13 protein-coding genes are annotated in these 13,759 nt (G+C 48.5%); 10 read left to right on the forward strand and 3 right to left on the reverse strand.

The genetic code is table 11. The features are described 5' to 3' along the window. Window positions 1–278: 278 nt before the first annotated feature. Together BS639_RS23535 and BS639_RS23540 are read right to left on the reverse strand one after the other, a co-directional pair. Window positions 279–806 (reverse strand): rhodanese family protein, encoded by a 528-nt coding sequence (locus BS639_RS23535; RefSeq protein ID WP_055772720.1) that lies wholly within the window; start codon window positions 804–806, stop codon window positions 279–281. Further along, window positions 803–1,120, reverse strand: a complete 318-nt coding sequence (locus BS639_RS23540; RefSeq protein ID WP_084984505.1) for an ArsR/SmtB family transcription factor — start codon at window positions 1,118–1,120, stop codon at window positions 803–805. Before BS639_RS23540 ends, BS639_RS23535 begins: the two co-directional genes overlap by 4 nt. 488 nt (window positions 1,121–1,608) lie before the next feature. Here BS639_RS23540 and BS639_RS23545 point away from each other — a divergent pair, with 488 nt between their 5' ends. The 3 genes from BS639_RS23545 to BS639_RS23555 all read left to right on the forward strand — a co-directional run bounded on the left by BS639_RS23545 (window position 1,609) and on the right by BS639_RS23555 (window position 3,107). Beyond that, window positions 1,609–2,202 carry a TetR/AcrR family transcriptional regulator gene (locus BS639_RS23545; RefSeq protein WP_055772726.1) on the forward strand — a complete coding sequence of 198 codons (594 nt, stop codon included), beginning with the start codon at window positions 1,609–1,611 and terminating at the stop codon, window positions 2,200–2,202. Window positions 2,203–2,474: 272 nt separating this feature from the next. Further along, entirely contained in the window at window positions 2,475–2,825 is a 351-nt protein-coding gene (locus BS639_RS23550) for a hypothetical protein (protein ID WP_055772731.1), read from the forward strand. A gap of 15 nt (window positions 2,826–2,840) precedes the next feature. Then, complete coding sequence (locus BS639_RS23555) at window positions 2,841–3,107, forward strand: DUF2767 family protein (protein ID WP_084984506.1); 267 nt, start codon at window positions 2,841–2,843, stop codon at window positions 3,105–3,107. Window positions 3,108–3,262: 155 nt separating this feature from the next. On the opposite strand, the gene BS639_RS23560 is transcribed toward BS639_RS23555, so the two are convergent. Continuing rightward, the gene (locus BS639_RS23560; protein ID WP_084984507.1) at window positions 3,263–4,048 is read right to left on the reverse strand and encodes a MipA/OmpV family protein; all 786 of its coding nucleotides are present in this window, start codon (window positions 4,046–4,048) and stop codon (window positions 3,263–3,265) included. Window positions 4,049–4,183: 135 nt separating this feature from the next. Here BS639_RS23560 and BS639_RS23565 point away from each other — a divergent pair, with 135 nt between their 5' ends. From BS639_RS23565 to BS639_RS23600, 7 genes are all read left to right on the forward strand, one after another. Continuing rightward, window positions 4,184–4,885 (forward strand): response regulator, encoded by a 702-nt coding sequence (locus BS639_RS23565; protein ID WP_084984508.1) that lies wholly within the window; start codon window positions 4,184–4,186, stop codon window positions 4,883–4,885. Next, the gene (locus tag BS639_RS23570; protein ID WP_084984509.1) at window positions 4,882–6,069 is read left to right on the forward strand and encodes a sensor histidine kinase; all 1,188 of its coding nucleotides are present in this window, start codon (window positions 4,882–4,884) and stop codon (window positions 6,067–6,069) included. Before BS639_RS23565 ends, BS639_RS23570 begins: the two co-directional genes overlap by 4 nt. A gap of 103 nt (window positions 6,070–6,172) precedes the next feature. Continuing rightward, window positions 6,173–7,315, forward strand: coding sequence for an efflux RND transporter periplasmic adaptor subunit (locus tag BS639_RS23575; protein WP_084984510.1), 1,143 nt, complete (start codon window positions 6,173–6,175; stop codon window positions 7,313–7,315). Beyond that, window positions 7,312–10,389: an efflux RND transporter permease subunit gene (locus tag BS639_RS23580; RefSeq protein WP_084984511.1), complete on the forward strand. Its 3,078-nt coding sequence runs from the start codon at window positions 7,312–7,314 to the stop codon at window positions 10,387–10,389. Before BS639_RS23575 ends, BS639_RS23580 begins: the two co-directional genes overlap by 4 nt. Before the next feature lie 224 nt (window positions 10,390–10,613). Beyond that, a complete protein-coding gene (nhaA, locus tag BS639_RS23585) occupies window positions 10,614–11,798 on the forward strand; it encodes a Na+/H+ antiporter NhaA (RefSeq protein ID WP_055772752.1) in 1,185 nt (394 codons plus the stop codon). A gap of 394 nt (window positions 11,799–12,192) precedes the next feature. Next, the gene (locus tag BS639_RS23590; RefSeq protein ID WP_055772757.1) at window positions 12,193–12,522 is read left to right on the forward strand and encodes a hypothetical protein; all 330 of its coding nucleotides are present in this window, start codon (window positions 12,193–12,195) and stop codon (window positions 12,520–12,522) included. A 501-nt stretch (window positions 12,523–13,023) separates the two neighbouring features. Next, the gene (locus tag BS639_RS23600; protein WP_084984512.1) at window positions 13,024–13,530 is read left to right on the forward strand and encodes a GNAT family N-acetyltransferase; all 507 of its coding nucleotides are present in this window, start codon (window positions 13,024–13,026) and stop codon (window positions 13,528–13,530) included. Window positions 13,531–13,759: the final 229 nt, after the last annotated feature.

Consider the following 13,759-nt stretch of genomic DNA (forward strand, 5'->3'; position numbering starts at 1 on the left):
GGAAGAGTACAGGCTGATGGCCGAAAATACGGAAATCTCAAAAAGTGCGTGGAACTAAAACGGGTGTGCTTACAAAGCGTCACGGATGGAAATCGTATCGATGTCGACCAGATTATGGTGAAGTCATTAGCTCCGTTTTATATGCGAACCGATCGCCTATTAATTTAATGATGGCCGCACTGTGAAGCAGAGCATTTTTGCGAACAATGTAGCACACAGATGTTCATGCCTTTTCCCATATTACCCACCCAAACGGCCGATATGAATAAATGGTCCCGCTATTTCCGCAATCTGTTCCAAGGCATTTTTGACAGTAAACTTGCCATTCCGCACCAGCCGCTGATGCCCGCAAACAGTAGACCTGCGCCTACGAAGCCTGACAGCATGAACAGTTTGCTATCAATGGTGTATCCCAATGCAACGCCTATAAGAACAAGCGTACCAGCAACTATCTGAACTTGCCGCATAATAGGTAGCGGTTGTTTTTTGTCTTCAATAGTCGGGAGAGAATCGCTCTTCCACGCATTAATCCCGCCAGCCATGAGCAAAACCGACGTAGGGCTGGCAGCTTTGATGAGCGCGTCGGCGTTTTGGGTGGTCCGCATCCCGGCCTGACAATGAAAAATAATGGGCCGCTGCTCTGCGCCTTCCACTGTTTTACCTGCCGCAATGTCGGCAAAAGGAACCGATCGCGCATTAGGTATGTGCTCACGCAGGTATTCCGCGCGGTCTCGAATATCAATGAGTACAGCCCCTTGTTCAATAAGCTTTTTGGCTTCTCGCGGTGATACGGATCCTGGCGTCATTTTACATCCTCCGGGCAGTAGATATCTTTTAGTGTGGAAATGACCTTTTTGACGGCGTCGTTTTTGATGAAATAGTTCACTCTTTGCGCCACTCTTTCAGACGCAATTAAACCATCTTCTTTCATTTTCGCCAGATGCTGCGAGGTTGCCGAAGGGGTTAAGCCAGTCAGTTGACTCAAGTCACCTGACGAAGTGCCGGGTGAATCAATGAGAATACAGAGGATCAACAGTCGATTGCTGTTGCTCATCGACTTAAGAAGCTTTGTTGCCAGTGAGGCACTTTCCTGTAATTGACGCAGTTGAGTATCTTTCATTTTTTATTTAAGCAGTTTCTAAATTTAGAAAACTCTAAACCTAATGGCGCTGGCACGCAATGCAAAAAAATTGACCGAGAGATTGTCACATGTCGCAGGAGCTAGGGAGCCTGGCACCGTAAACTTTTATGCAGTTCTGGCGTCATGGTTTAGAAGCGAACAAAAAATTAATATTTTGTTACCTATAAGTATTGCCCTCAATAGACTCACTGAAAATCCTAAACCTAAATTGTTTGTCGTTTTCTTTCGACCTATTCTACAGTTATTTACTAAACTGTTATAATTCAATGACTCATATAAAGTTAATGCACGGTATGCACTTCAAAGAGCGATAAGCGCCACAACTCTTCTCCCGCCGATTATCTTTAACAGACGCCACTGTTAATGTTCCTTTTATCGCCTTTTCGGTGACAGATATTTTCTTATTCTTGACACTGGCAGGGGATAAATCTAAATTTCATCACTTGATTAAATTGGTGCTGAGAGCAATGAACAAGAATAAGCGTGGGCCTAAACCAAAAGGTGAGATCTCTTGCGGTGAGGCAATCCTTAAAGCGGCATACCGATGCTTTTCATTTTACGGCTTTGACAAGGCTACTACGAGGATCATAGCGGCAGAAGCCGGTGTTGATGCATCACTGATTGCCTATAATTTTGGGTCGAAAGATAAGCTTTGGCTCAAGGTCATAGACTCTTTGTGCGAAGAACAAAAGGAATTTATTCAAGGGATTGAAGGGTTAATCAACGGTGAGATTTCTGGAAAGGAAGCTATTCATACCTTAATTGAAATCATTATTGCAATCGCCGAACAGTACCCGGAATTTCACATGATGATAAGTCATGAGATGTCCGGAGATAGCGAAAGATTTGGCGTATTAAAAACACGACTCATCGACCCCTTTCTCGTTAAGGTTGGGCCGGTGCTTAAAAGATCGATGGATGAGGGGAATTTTCCGAGCGGTAACCCAGAAATGACCCTGTATTTTCTGTTAAGCGGGTCTTCACACGTTATACACACTTGGCCTGAGCGTGATGGGCTTTTGGATGATTTGAAAACGCTTCTTCTTAATATGATCCCTTAACCCTTAGGGAAAATGATGAAAAAGAGTTCTGTTACCTATTTCTTAGCTGAATGGAGAAAATAGCTTATTAAAAAGTACAATAATATCAGTGAGAGGGTTTATGACGTTTTTTCAATCCGCATACGGTATTGATATTATCCCTTTTAAGTCTGCGTTTATGTGGATTTTATGACACAACTACAAATTAAAATTATTTAAAAAAACAAAATATCATGTTTGCTGTCCAATTCTTACTAACACCTAGGAACCTAACTAGCAGAGGAGTTTTAAATATGCTAGAAAAAGAAAAAGCAAGGCTTACGACTATGTTCGAGACTGTTCTTGATCTTTCTAAAATAGATCACTCTAAAAGTGTGGTTATTCTGACAAACAGCGATTGCCCCGCTGATATTTTGAAAGCAGCTGTTAACGCTGTGAGTTCAAGAGGCGCTTCACTCCATATAGTAAAATTAAACGAACAAAACATCCCCAGCGAAATTGTTTGGTCTAGTGAATTGAACCTCAAAACTATCGATGCGAATAATGAGGATTTAGCTCAAAAAATATTAGGCGAAGTTGACCTGGTTTTTGAAGCACTAAATTCTTCTTACATGCAAGTCAATAACCTGTTCACTTATCACTAGAATTCCGGAGTTACAATGAGTTATGAAGAACCTAATGCACTCTATGCTGAAGCGTGCAAATTGATTGGCGATACTGCTTTTCATTTTGCCGTAATGGGAAAAGAAACAAATAAATCCGAAATAGCAGATTTTTTGAAGTCAACATTGCGCGAGAAGAAAGAATCTCAACAGTCTGTAGAAAAATCTCTGCTGTATGCAATAAAACTATTAGAAGAATCTTTTGACAATGAAGCCAAGGAATCAAAATCTGCTTTTGAAGATAAAGCATGTCAAAAAAAGTAACGCCTCGATATGATTTTTCCTATTTTCCTCATGTGCCAAAATGTTGCTTTACTGGCGATTTTATTTGATAAAAACGAGAGGGTTATTATGTCCCGTTTTTTATCAGGGATATTTACGCGTGATTCATCCTCTTCAACTTAATGAGTTTGGAGGGATCAGAAAGTATAAAGTATGGCCATATTTACCGACGTCTGGTTGGGTCTAAACACGATTGGGCTATCCTTGGCCTGTTTGTCTAGCCAAGTATAGTCGATACTGGCCAACGTGCCCCAGTGCGCCGTGAACTGGTGGCTCCATGTCAAGCTGTTGTCCACGCCATAAAATCCGCCGTTGGCCTGGTAGGGGGCATAACCTGAACGAAGACCCTGAGAGTGACTCACGCCATAAAAGGTATTCATGTAACGGCTGTCGCCAAACAGTGCCGCGCTTTGAAGGGCTATCGTGTCAGTTTCATTCTGGAAGGGAAGCAGCGTCGCCGATGTTCGATATTGCACGCCTTGCCCGTCGGTGAGTGGGAGCGTGGCTTTACCTTCGAGGGTTAACCAGGGGGTCACTGACCAGCCAACCGCGATGGCGGTATTTAATGCGGCATTGATATTGCCCATGCCTTTAAGTTTGTTTGAACCGTCTCGCCAGTTTGAGTCCTGATCTGAACGGCCCAGGCTATATCCCAACGTATGTTCGAGATAAAAACCGTTGTCGCTTTGCAGGTCATAGCCTAGGCCTTTCTGAGTATCGAAGAAAAATACCCCGTCCCGAACCTGCACTACGGGGGCAACCTGCCAGTGTCGTTTATCCGATCCGCTGTAACGCGGCGAGTTTTCTCCTCCTATGCCTACTGTCAGGCTCGGCGCCGGTGTGGCAGTCTCCGCACGTGCAGCGGCAATGCTGCTGGTGAAGGCAAAACAGATAATGTGCAGCAACAGTTTTCTGGTTATCATCGTGACTCCTCATCACTCATCATTCATTAATCGACCAACAAAAGCGGATTGCAGCCGCGTCTGAAACGCAGAGTATGAAGAGGCAGTGTCAATTTACTGTCGGGGAAATATTAAGAAACGGTCAAGGTAGTGAACATGCAAACAAAGCGAGTCCTGATTATTGAAGATGATGCTGATGCGGCCGATGTGCTCGACGCCTATTTAAAGCGTGAAAAATACGAGGTTGCGATTGCGGCAGATGGGCTGATTGGGCTTGAAATGGTTCAACGTTGGAAACCAGACCTTATTTTGCTTGACGTGATGTTGCCGGGAATGAGCGGAACCGAAGTGCTGTCAGCCGTGCGCCGCAAGAGTAATACGCCAGTGATTATGGTTACGGCGATGGGCGACTTGCCGGACAAGATCGGTGCGCTACGCTACGGCGCTGATGATTACGTCGTGAAACCCTACAATCCCGGCGAAATAGTCGCAAGAGTTCAGGCTGTGTTACGCAGAACATCCTCTTTGGCAGAAAACACCGCGTCGGGATCGTTGCGCTGGCAGAATTTAGACGTTGACACTGAGGCCCTTGTCGCCAGCGTCACAGACGATACGGGAAACTTGAACTATCTGGATTTAACCCCCACCGAGTTTAGCGTATTGACCACGCTGATGAGCGCCCCAACGCGGCCTTTCTCACGCCAGTATCTCCTCGAACGCTGCTTGCCGGAGAGTGAGGCGTTAGAACGCGTTGTCGACACCCATGTTTATAATTTGCGTAAAAAACTGGAGTTTGCGGGGGTTAGCGACGTACTGGTCAATGTTCGAGGCGTGGGTTACAGGTTCAGACAGCCATGATTAAGGAGAATCATCAATCTCTTTGGCGCTGGATTTGCGTGCGTATTCTCATGCTCGCGATAGGTTCGGTCATCGTCATCGCTTTTTGCATGTGGATTCGTTTTGCTTTGGTGAATCTTTGGATCCTTCATCAAATGCCGCTTTCTGTGAGAAATGAACTGGGGGTATTGCTGGAAAATCCTGCGGCCAATCCGTTACGTTTTCATCAGCTTGTCGATAAATGGTGGGGTATTCAATATTCCGTTCCTTCGATTGCGTCGGCGGACTGGATAATGGTCGGCGTGTTGGTTGTTGTTACCATTCCTTTTATCCTCGTATTGGGATTACGCTCGGCACGCCCCTTATCCTCTCAATTTAGCCGCCTGGCCTCTGCGGCTGGCGCGGTATCACGGGGGCAATTTTCCACCCGAGCGGAGCCGGTAAAAGGGGCGCCCGCCGAGTTGATTCAGTTCACCGAAGACTTCAACACAATGGCGCTCAAGCTCGCTCGCTATGATAAAGAGCTTCGTACCTCTCATGTGGCGATGGCGCATGAGTTGCGCTCGCCGCTTACGGCTGCAATGGGAAGGCTTCAGGGCATGCTTGACGGTGTCTTTGAAGCAGAACCGCGGCAGCTCGAGATGGTCATGAAACAGCTCGTTCATTTAAGTCGGCTTATCGAAGAGCTGCATCTTCTCTCTCTGGCGGATGCTGGCCAGCTAAGTCTGGATAAATGCGAAGTCGATTTGGCGGAATTGCTGCGAGAGCGAGTGACGTGGTTAAAGCCTCAGTCGGAGGCCGTTGATATGAATATTTCCGTTGAAGCCGCGGGCGATTGCCGCTATGTGGGCGATCCTTTCCGTCTGGGGCAGGTCTTTACCATCTTGATGGAAAATGCGTTGCGCTATGCCTCAGAAGGCGGTGAGTTGGCGATTAAAGTCTGTCCTTTGCCCGCAGGATGGCAGATTTTATTTCGTGATCGAGGGCAGGGCGTAGAGGACGCATTTCTTTCACAAATATTTGAGCGATTCACTCGAGCGGAAACGTCTCGTGCTCGCCACTTCGGGGGCAGTGGTTTAGGGCTCTCCATTGCTCGAGCAATCTGTGAGGCGCACGGCGGTACGATCATCGCCTATCATGCTACCGACGGTGGATTAATGGTGAGCATAGAGTTGCCTGCCAAACAACAAACCGCCGCTGAATAAATATGAAATAAAGTGTCTGTCTTGACGCTTCCTTGATGAAATATCCAATGAATCTGGACAGAAGCTGGATTGAATAGCGTTATATCAATTCAGGGGTTCAGTTATGACAGACACGTTTACCCACTTTGCCCGCCACGCGCTGGGCCACGTCATATCCTCATGCAAACTGACACACTGTATTATTGCGTGCCTATTTTGCCTATTTTGCTTAGGCCTCAGCGGCTGTGGCGATAAAACGCAAAAGAAAGCGGCGTTGCCTCGGCCAGTACGTAATGTCGTTGCACCTCAGTTTTCATTTTCAACGTCGTTCACCCAGACCGGCGAGATACGCGCCCACGACGAGCTTACGCTGGGTTTTCGTTTAGATGGCCGCTTGCTCAATCGCAAGGTCGACGTTGGGGATCAGGTTTCAAGGGGCCAGCTTCTGGCAAGCCTTGAGAGTCAGGCCAGCGAGAATCAGCTTAGTAGCGCCCGCGCCGACCTGCTCAGTGCGCGCGTGGCCGAGCGGATGTCAGCCAGTAATCTCAGGCGAATGAGAATGTTAATGCCCGCAGGGGCAATTGCTCGCGTTCAGCTCGATAACGCCATGTCCGAATGGCAGTCAGCGGCGTCGCGTCTTCAATCCAGTGAAAATACGCTAAAAAATGCACAAGATACTTTATCCTGGACGCGGCTTGTGTCCCCGGCTGACGGTGTAATTACCCAGGTCAGCGCTTCGGTCGGGCAGGTCGTTAGCGCAGGGCAAACGGTGGTAACTCTGGCCGAATCTGGCCAACGAGATGCGGTGTTCGATCTCTCGCAAGCGCAGGTCGCGGCGCTGAAAGATTCGGCCACCTTTAGCGTTTCCCTGCTTTCTGAACCTGCTGTTAAAACCCTCGGAATATTACGTGATGTCAGTCCGCAGGCCGACCCGCAAACCCGCACATGGCGTGCGCGGGTCACACTGGAAAATCCTCCTGCTGCTATGGTGCTTGGTGCCAGCGTGCAGGGTGCGTTGCCGGCAGTCGGGCAACGCACCCTTCGCCTTCCTGCTTCGGCGCTCACGCAGGCTGATGGACATCCTGGTGTATTCGTGGTGAATCCAAGGAGTCTACGGCTTGAACGTCGACGGGTGGTTGTCGAGAGATTTTCCCTGTCAGATATTTATATTCTCTCGGGGGTTACGCCGGGGGAAATCGTGGTCACCGCCGGGGTTAGCAAGCTGCGGGACGGTGAGCGAGTGAGCCTGGGGGATAGGGCAGAATGAGCCAAAAATCGTCCCCGTCATCGTTTAATCTTTCTGCTTGGGCTCTTGGGCATCAACAGCTGTTGGCTTTTTTCATGTTAGTCATTTTGGCTGCTGGGGTGATGTGTTATGAAAATTTGCCGCGTAATGAAGATCCAGCATTCACGATAAAAACCGCAGTGGTCTCCGCTCAGTGGCAGGGCGCGACCTTACAAGACACAGTTAATTTGGTGACGGATGTTTTGGAAAAAAAGCTGCAAGAGCTTCCTTATCTCGATTTTGTGGAAAGCTATACTCGCGCTGGCAGCTCGACTGTCAATATCAATCTCCGCGACGATACCCCGCCTGCTTTGGTGCCTGAAATCTGGTATCAGTTGCGAAAAAAAATGCAGGATATTTCCACTTCGCTTCCCAAGGGGGTTCAAGGGCCGGCGGTAGACGATGAGTTTGATAATACTTACGGCACCATTTATGGATTTAGCGCCGAGGGATTCTCGGCGCGTGAACTACGAGACAAGGTTGAGGACATTCAGCGCAGCCTGGCGTCACTCCCTGATATTGGAAAGACCACATTATTAGGGGTGCAGGAAGAGCAGATGACGATCGCCTTTTCACCGCGCCAGCTGGCCGGTATGGGGATCACTCTCCAGCAGGTCACGGAGGCGTTGAAGCAACAAAACGCCGTGGCGCCCAGCGGCACATTGCGTAGCGACCGCGAAAATATTGCCCTGCGCGTAAGCGGGGCGCTGAACGCGCAGCAAAGTCTTGCTGGCATTACATTGTTCATTGCGGGTCACTATATTCCCCTCACCGATATCGCGTCGATTAGCCGTCAAAGTGAGGAACCCCCCGCGCCTGTTTTCAGAGTGAATGGCAAACCCGCCATGGGTCTTGCCATCTCAATGGCTAAAACCGGCAATATGTTTAGCTTCGGCCAGGCACTTAACGCGCGAATGGAGGATATCGGCAACGGGCTTCCTCACGGCATCGATATGACGAAAGTAGCCGATCAGTCTGCTGTCGTAAAACATGCCGTAGACGGTTTTGTCAGAGTGTTGACTGAGGCTGTCGTCATTGTGTTGGCGGTATCTTTTGTTTCATTGGGGATGCGGGCTGGGCTTGTGGTGGCGGCGGCCATTCCCTTGGTGCTGGCGATGACCTTTATTGGGATGATGTTGGCGGGCATAGGATTGCAGCGCATTTCTCTCGGCGCGTTAATCATCGCATTGGGTTTGATGGTCGATGACGCAATGATAACGGTTGAAGCGATGGTCTCGCGACTGGAGGCTGGGGATACCCGCTGGCAAGCCGCGACTTACGCCTTCCAAACCACGGCGTTCCCCATGCTCACCGGCACGCTGGTGATGATCGCTGGTTTTATTCCCGTAGGATTCGCCGCATCCAGCGCGGGGGAATATTGCTTCTCTCTGTTTGCTGTAGTGTTGATTGCGCTGCTGTGTTCCTGGGGGGTGGCGATAGTGTTCTCTCCGTTAATCGGGAACTGGCTATTGCCGTCGAGCATGAAGATTCATCACCTTCGACCAGGTAAGGTGATGCGCTTCTATCATCAACTCTTGCAGGCAACATTGGCGCATCGTATGGCTACCCTCGGGCTTGCCGTCGCGCTTCTCGGGTTGGCATCCTATGGCACAACATTTATGCAGGGCGAGTTTTTCCCTTCCTCAGACCGGCCAGAACTGTTAATCAGCCTGACACTTCCTGCCAATGCGTCTCAGGCAGAAACGCAGCGGCAGACCGAAAGGTTGGAAAAAATCCTTAAAGGCAATACGTACGTTGATCATTTCTCTAGCTACGTGGGGTCTGGCGCCATACGTTTTTATCTGCCAATGGACGTCCTGCTTGATAATGAAAATACGGCGCAGTTAGTGGTGGTGGCCAAAAATCTTGATGACAGAGAGCGGCTCCAGCATCAGCTTAACCTCATAATGATAAAATATTTCAATGATATAACGACGCGAGTTTCCCCTTTGGAACTCGGGCCGCCGGTGGGATGGCCGTTGAAATATCGCGTTAGCGGACCAGACTATGACAAGGTTCGCCGCTTGGCTCAGCGTCTTGAGATGGAAATAGGGAATAACCATTCTACACGTGAGGTAAATTTAACCTCGGGCGAGCCGGAGAGGGTGATAACACTCAAGGTGAATCAAACGGCCGCAAGGGCGGCGGGTGTTTCCTCAGAAAGCCTGGCTAACGAGCTTAATACTATTTGGTCGGGAAGTGTCGTGACCACTGTTCGGGATCAAGACCGGCAGATTAATGTGGTTCTGCGGGCAAACAACAAGGAAAGGCAAGACCTTGATACACTTTCAAGCCTGAGAGTCACCTCGAAAAATGGAGGTAAGATCCCCCTAAGTCAGGTCGCGCAGCTTGAATGGGGAGTGGAAGATCCTATTATATGGCGTCGCCAGCGCATGCCGTTTATCACCGTACAAACGGACCTGGCTCCGGGACTGCATGCTGAAACTGTTTCTGAAGAGCTCGCGCCCATTGTTAGGCGCATGCAAGCCAGCCTGCCGTCTGGTTACCGTATAGAGGAGGGAGGAACCGTTGCCGAATCAGATAAGGGAAATGCGTCAGTTTATCGCGTTCTACCCCTAACACTGTGCATTATGCTGGTATTGCTGATGATTCAATTACAGAACTTTTCTCGCATGTTCATAGCATTGGCAATGGCGCCTTTTGGACTCATTGGAATTGTATTGGCAATGTTGCCCACGGGAACAGCAATGGGGTTTGTTGCTTTGTTGGGGATTATCGCCTTATCGGGAATGATTATTCGCAACGCCGTGATTTTAATCAGTGAAGTGGACAATAATTTTCGCCAAGGGATGGCACGCCAAGCCGCCATAATCTCTGCTTCCTTGCATCGATCGCGTCCAATACTCCTTACCGCTTGTGCTGCGATTTTGGGCATGGTGCCCATTGCGGAACAGGTTTTTTGGGGGCCAATGGCCTACGCAATCATGGGGGGTTTGCTGGTTGCCACGCTGATTACGCTAACGGTACTTCCCGCTTCTTTGAGTATTATTCTACAGCTTGAGCAGAAATGGCGTGACGGGCGCAATAACAAGTAAATCGCCACCGGCTGCCGTTGTCAGCAGAGGCCCCTTCATTCTTTACTCTGCCTGACGTCGATAATGGCTCACTATGTTAAAATAACGCGTTTGACGCTGGGGCTAAGGCCAACCGTGGAGAGGGGGGAACATTTTTCCGCTCTACATTATTTTTTAATAATAAATTTTTTCATTGTCGTTTCGTTTGATTCAGATAAGCATTGTTTACATTACAGGGAGGTAACGTGTCAGAAAACACTCTTCGCAGGCCGAGGATCGTGGCAGCAGCATTGTCAGGTTTTTTTAATTCACCGATTGCCGGCGGCATCATTCTTATTGTTGCCTCCATTGCGGCAATTATTGTCGCGAACTCTCCACTCAGCGAAGGCTATGAGTTGCTTCTTAAGTATCGCGCTGGCGGATTGTCTGTGGAGCATTGGGTCAATGATGGCCTCATGGCTATCTTCTTTTTACTGGTTGGGCTGGAAATAAAACGGGAGCTGGTGATCGGTGAACTGGCCACGTGGAGCCAGCGCGCGCTGCCGGGTTTTGCAGCGCTGGGCGGGATGGCGGTGCCCGCACTTATTTATGTTGGATTCAACATTGGGAACAGTGAAACCATCGCCGGCTGGGCCATTCCTGCCGCCACCGACATTGCGTTTGCACTTGGCGTGCTGGCACTGATCGGCAGTCGCGTTCCCGCTTCATTGAAAATATTTTTATCAGCGCTGGCAATACTTGATGACATGGGTGCCGTGATCATTATTGCGCTTTTCTACACGAGCAGTATTTCTATCACGATGCTGATGGCCGCCGCGGCCGTCGTGGTGCTGTTGTTTATTATGAACCGCGCTGGCGTAACGCGGCTCCTGCCTTATTTGATTGCGGGTGTCGTACTGTGGTTTTGCATGTTGCAGTCGGGCGTTCACGCTACCATTGCGGGGATAGTACTCGCGTTTTTCATTCCGCTGCGTGTAAAAACGGATGATGAAGAAGCACCGCTTTACAAGTTGGAACATGTCCTGGGTTCTTGGGTAACGTTTCTGGTGCTGCCGTTGTTTGGCTTTGTTAATGCTGGTGTGGCGCTGTCTGGCATGACGCTGGGCGACCTGACCTCTCCTGTTCCAGTCGGCGTGGCGCTGGGCTTATTTCTGGGCAAGCAGGTGGGTATTTTCAGCCTGTCACTTCTGGCAATCAAATTTGGACTGGCAAGAAGGCCGTACAACAGCTCATGGCTACAGCTATACGGCGTATCTGTGCTCTGTGGTATCGGCTTCACCATGAGTTTGTTCATTGGCAATCTTGCCTTTTCCCAAACGCCGCTTTTGGTCGATGAGGTGAAGGTGGGAGTGCTGGCGGGTTCTATTATCGCCGCTCTGGCAGGCGTACTGATTTTGCGCTTTGCATCGCCTCCTCGCCGCGCAGTCTAAAATTTTTTAAAACACGTCAAGCAGTTATCCCCCCTTTTTATCGAGTGGGGATAACGGTAATAGTGTTAATAGTATTGACGCTTTTACGCGGGATATCCTGCCTCGCACTTTTCGGGCGTATAGGTTAAAAAATCGTCTATGTTCAGCACATTGATATGCATTCTTATCTGAGTAGGCATTTGAGACCGGCTGCGGCATTTATATCTGCTGTCAGTCAGGCTCTTTTGTTCATGTCGCGACACCACTGCTGTGGTGAGCTTCGGTTCCGAAAGAGTATGAACAGGCAACGCTCACGAACCCCTTCGTCATTTTCAGCTCTATCTTAAATCGCAAAACCTGAAAAATGTGCCATCCTGTATGCGTGTACCTAAAATAGCTCATAAATGAGGGAATCATGAAAAAGACAATTTTGGCATTATCCGCACTTCTTTTAGCATCGCCTGTTTTCGCTGCTACCACTGCTACTCAGGCAACTGACGACACTGTAGCGCAGGCAAACAAGGGCGCAGACACGGCAAAAGAGAAGCTGCATCATGCACAAGATAAGGGTGCAGAGCTGAAGCTGAAGTCTAAACATGCTGCAGAAGGCAAAGCGGGAACGACCGGTAGCAAAATGACCGAAGGCACCCAAAAAGCATGGCATAGCACGAAGCAAGGTACAGAGAAAACTTGGGATAAAACCAAGCAAGGCGCGGAAGACCTGAAAAATAAAGCCACTAACTAATCAATCGTTAAAACGCTAAACAAGGCCGGATATCCGGCCTTTATTTTTGTTTGCGATTTACTGTTGGCACTGACAGAGGTGCTCAGCGGGCTATAAAATATGCCTGATTAACCTAAGCCTTAAACAGCACTTCACAGGTAAACCAACATAAAAAGTTGAGCGTAAAATGGGTGGCAATCATCAGGGTGAAGAGGGCGCATACGGCCATCAAACTGCGTGATTGAAGCGCGCGCTTAAAAAGACTTTTATGTACGGTAACTTTGCAGTCCCAGTCCGTGGGATATTTTCCATTCATCGTGTTTATTACGTATTAATCTTTTATATCTATTTCGAATAACTTAGATCCTACACGCAGCAGCCACTCCTTACCACCCTGATAAACGTACAGTCTTTTCTGCTGCCCTTGAAACGTTGCGGCGAATAAAATTAACCCTTAATATGGACTGGATTAATTTATAGGCTATTGATAATTATTATTTTCTTCCTGATGTCGGAGACCTAATGCCTCTTTCCCTTCGGATTGCCCAGCTCCATGATGCCGGGTTGTTAAACCGTCTTGGTTTTACAACTTACCCTTTCGCGCATCTGTGGACCTCGAAAACCGAGTTAACTCGGTTTCTGGAAAGCGAATATGCTTTGCCCGTGGTCGAACACAGCCTGAGAGACTCTGCCGTGTGTTGGTTAATTGCTGAAACGGACAGGCCGATAGGCATCGCCAAGTTGACTTGGCACAGTGAGATAGCCGGCGAGGCGCTGGCAGGAACGCTACTGAATAAGCTGTATCTCAGCCCGGAAGAAACCGGTAAGGGATATGGCAGAACGATTTTCGATGAAATAAGTTTACTGGCGAGAGCACATGGGCAGACGTTTCTCTGGTTGCAGGTTCTGCAACAAAATACGGGAGCCCGCCGCTTTTATGAGTCTTTAGGGATGAAACACGTTAAAGATGAAATTTTCTCTTCGGCGACACAGCAAAGTATTGTTCACGTGATGGGTAAAATTCTCTAATTAATAATGAATTGGTAAGGTTTTTAGGCAAAAAAAAAGCTCGCGGGAAGGCGAGCCATACAAAATAAATCAATTAAACAAAATTCCATTGGAATGTCTGTCAACATTCGGCGCGCATAATACAGTTATAGGTTGGTTTTGCCCAGCACGGCGCATAATTTTTCATCATTGTAGTGTGTAAAGTTTGAACTACTAAAAGTTCATAAATGTGTACGAAAATAAGAAAAAG

It is taken from the genome of Rouxiella silvae (assembly GCF_002093625.1).
GTDB lineage: Bacteria > Pseudomonadota > Gammaproteobacteria > Enterobacterales > Enterobacteriaceae > Rouxiella > Rouxiella silvae.